Below are 3663 nucleotides of genomic sequence, written 5' to 3'. Positions count from 1 at the left end.
CTCGGCACCAACTGACCTGTCGGACAGGTCAGTTGATGCCGAGGGTGCGACGCGCTACAGCTGGGTGACGTCCAGCTCCCCGTCCGCGTACTGCTTGCGGATCACCTTCTTGTCGAACTTGCCGACGCTGGTCTTCGGTACCGCCGGCACCACCGACCAGCGCTCCGGCAGCTGCCACTTGGCGATCTTCCCGGCGAGGAAGGTCCTCAGCGACTCGTAGTCGGCGCTCGCGCCGTCCTTCAACACGACTGTCGCGAGAGGCCGTTCGCCCCACTTCTCGTCGGGCACGGCGACGACGGCGGCCTCGGCGACGTCCGGGTGGCCCATGAGCGCGTTCTCCAGCTCCACGCTGGAGATCCACTCACCGCCGGACTTGATGACGTCCTTCGCGCGGTCGGTGAGGGTGAGATAGCCGTCGGGGCTGATGACGCCGACGTCGCCCGTCTTCAGCCAGCCGTCCTCGCTGAACCTGTCCTCGGGCTTGAGCGGTTCGGCGTCGGCGCCACCGTAGTAGGAACCGGCGATCCAGGGCCCGCGTACCTCCAGCTCACCGGCCGACTCGTTGTCCCACGGCAGCGTGTCGCCGCCGGGACCGGTCAGCCGCGCCTCGACGCCGACCGGGAAACGGCCCTGCGTGACGCGGTACGGCCACTCCTCGTCGGCCGTCAGACCGGCGGGCGGGTTGGACGTCGTACCGAGGGGTGAGGTCTCGGTCATGCCCCAGGCGTGACAGAGCCGTACACCGAGCTTGTCGTACGCCTCCATCAGCGCGGGCGGACAGGCCGAGCCACCGATGGTGACGCGGACCATCGAGGACAGATCGCGCGGGTTGGCGGTGACCTCGGCGAGCAGTCCCTGCCAGATCGTGGGCACGGCGGCGGCGTGCGAGGGCTTCTCGCGCTCGATCATGTCGGCGAGCGGGCCGGGCTGGAGGAAGCGGTCGGGCATCAGCATGCCGATGCCGGTCATGAAGGTGGCGTGCGGCAGGCCCCAGGCGTTGACATGGAACTGCGGTACGACGACGAGTGTCGTGTCCTTGTCGGTCAGACCCATCGACTCGGCCATGTTGACCTGCATGGAGTGCAGATAGATCGAACGGTGCGAGTAGACGACGCCCTTGGGGTCACCGGTGGTGCCGGAGGTGTAGCACATGGCCGCGGCGGCGCGTTCGTCCAGCTCGGGCCAGTCGTACGTGGTGGGGCGGCCGGCGATCAGTTCCTCGTACTCGTGCACCTGGACGCCGGAGGCGGTGGCCGCGACGGCGTCGGCAAGCGGGGTCCGGTCGCCGGGACCGGAGACGACGACGTGCTCGACGGTCGGCAGGTGGGGGAGGAGCGGTGCGATGAGCGGCACCAGGGAACCGTTCACCAGGACGACGCGGTCGGCGGCGTGGTTGACGATCCAGATGAGCTGCTCGGGCGGGAGACGGAGGTTGAGCGTGTGGAGGACGGACCCCATGGAGGGGATCGCGAAGTATGCCTCGACATGATCCGAGTTGTTCCACATGAGCGTCGCGACGCGCTCGTCACGCGTGACACCGAGTTCGTCGCGCAGGGCGCCGGCGAGCTGTGCCGCGCGTGCGCCGACCTCGGCGAAACTGCGGCGCTGCGGCTCACTCTCCCCGGTCCAGGTGGTGACCTGCGACTTCGCGTGGATGGTCATCCCATGGAGCAGGATGCGGGTCACAGTCAGCGGTACGTCCTGCATGGTGCTCAGCACGGCGTCCTCCCGGTGGGCGGGCGATAAGGTCGTGCGGAGATTCTGCGCGCATACCACTCGGTATGTCACTACCCGGGACCACCCCGGACTACCCGGGAGTAGAAAACACCGGCCGTGACTGGGTGCGAGGGACGCCGGGTGTGGGGGTGGGACACCCGGCTTGGTTTCCGAACGACGTGACGGGTCAGCGGACGGGCACCAGCTCCGGGTCCTCGCGGAGCTTCCCCAGCGCGCGCGACACCGCGCTCTTGACCGTGCCGACGGAGACCCCGAGCACCTCGGCGGTCTGGACCTCGCTCAGGTCCTCGTAGTAGCGGAGCACCACCATCGCCCGCTGTCTGTCGGGCAGTTTCATCACCGCGCGCCACATCGCGTCGTGGAGCACCTGCTCCTCGGCGGGGTCGGGCGCGGGAAGACCGGCCGGCTCGGGCAGCTCCTCGCACGCGAACTCGTCGACCTTGCGCTTGCGCCACTGCGAGGTACGGGTGTTGACCAGGGCCCGGCGGACATAGCCGTCGAGGGCGCGGTGGTCCTCGATCCGGTCCCAGGCGACGTACGTCTTGGTGAGCGCGGTCTGGAGCAGGTCCTCGGCGTCGCTCGGATTCGCGGTGAGCGAGCGCGCGGTACGCAGCAGCACGGGCCCCCGCGCCCGTACGTACGACGAGAAGGACTGGTAAGGCGGCGCGTGCTTGGGGTGGTACGACGCGTGCGAGACGCCCTTGGGGGCGTTCGCGCAGAGTGGTGTGGTCATGGCTCCACGCTAGGAGCGGGCCCCTCTCGGGGGATCGCCCCCAGGTCCCGAAGCTTCGTCCGCCTCAGGGAGTAGGAGTGGTGCTGGACCCACCTCCTGAAGATGGAGGAGGTGACCACACCCATAAGGGTCCGGGCCGGGGGCGGAACGCCGCTGTCGATCTTCAGCGCTTCGGCGCGGGGTGGCCGTGGACCCCGGCGGGAACGGCTTAACGGGCGTCTCCGCAGGTGGGCACGGTGCGGGCCGCGCACGCGAGAACGGGGGTGTCGGAGCCGTACATCTTGATGAGGAGGGAAAGGGATGGCACCGGCGGTCACCGGGGAGGGTGTCGGGCGTCCACCCATGGATAGAGACGGGGGCGGCCGGGGCGCGGCGGCGGGTGCGGCTCGCTCGGCCGGAGGGAACGAGAACGAGGACGGTCTGCGCGACGGCACCGAAGTACCGTCACGCAGACCGCCGCTCACCCCTCAGCCCTCAGAAAGGCCCCCCGTCGGGCCGCGTATCACCAGAGGTTGACGAAGTTCAGCGCGATGTTCTCGTTGGACTGGTCGATCACCGTGAATCCGGAACCGTTCACATTGGCGGTGTTGTTCTGGTTCGAGGCACCCGCGCCCGTCGCCACCTGCTGGGTCGTCGTCGAGTTGCCGGAGTTGTCGTCGCCCACACCGCTGCCCACGATCGTGGCCACGCTGGCGTTCGATCCGTCGTCCGCAATGTCGTCAGCCGATGCCGAGGTCGTGAAGAGGGCCGCGGCGAGGGGCAGGGCGGCGACGGCGGCGAAGACGCGGGCGGTACGGAAGCTTGCCATGTCAGTTCCTCCAGGAACGAGATCTTCTGATCGAGAAGTACGGCTGTTGCCAAGGCGGTTGGCCGGCCGCCTCGACGTTGTGCTCGACGTCGCGGAATCAGAATTGCCCACCGAATCCCCGGCGAACCAGTCCTGAGCGGGTTATTCCCTCGCAAGCGTGAGGACATGTCGATAAACCCCCTTCGCGACATCAACCGGCCAGTTCGGCAGGTATGCGCGCGTACGGACCATGCCACGACCCGGCCCCCGCAAGGGGTGAACCGTTTCGGCACACTTTCGGCCAATCTTTCCCACTGCCGTTCTTCGAACAAGAGTGCGAACATAGACCCATGGCCATCACAGCCCGGCACACGACCACCCTGGCCCTCGCATACGCCCTCTCCGC

At 68.3% G+C, this 3663-nt stretch carries 3 protein-coding genes; all 3 read right to left on the bottom strand.

Annotated elements, in window-relative coordinates:
* Positions 1–54 precede the first annotated feature (54 nt).
* The 3 genes from BHU15_RS35075 to BHU15_RS35065 all read right to left on the bottom strand — a co-directional run bounded on the left by BHU15_RS35075 (position 55) and on the right by BHU15_RS35065 (position 3278).
* Complete coding sequence (locus BHU15_RS35075) at positions 55–1719, bottom strand: long-chain fatty acid--CoA ligase (protein WP_069630822.1); 1665 nt, start codon at positions 1717–1719, stop codon at positions 55–57.
* 184 nt (positions 1720–1903) lie between these two features.
* A complete protein-coding gene (locus BHU15_RS35070; protein WP_069630821.1) occupies positions 1904–2470 on the bottom strand; it encodes a SigE family RNA polymerase sigma factor in 567 nt (188 codons plus the stop codon).
* Between the two features lie 502 nt (positions 2471–2972).
* Positions 2973–3278 carry a hypothetical protein gene (locus tag BHU15_RS35065; protein ID WP_069630820.1) on the bottom strand — a complete coding sequence of 102 codons (306 nt, stop codon included), beginning with the start codon at positions 3276–3278 and terminating at the stop codon, positions 2973–2975.
* Positions 3279–3663 lie beyond the last annotated feature (385 nt).

Source organism: Streptomyces niveus (assembly GCF_001723055.1).
Classification (GTDB): domain Bacteria; phylum Actinomycetota; class Actinomycetes; order Streptomycetales; family Streptomycetaceae; genus Streptomyces; species Streptomyces niveus.
This window is presented reverse-complemented; position numbering and strand designations above follow the sequence as displayed.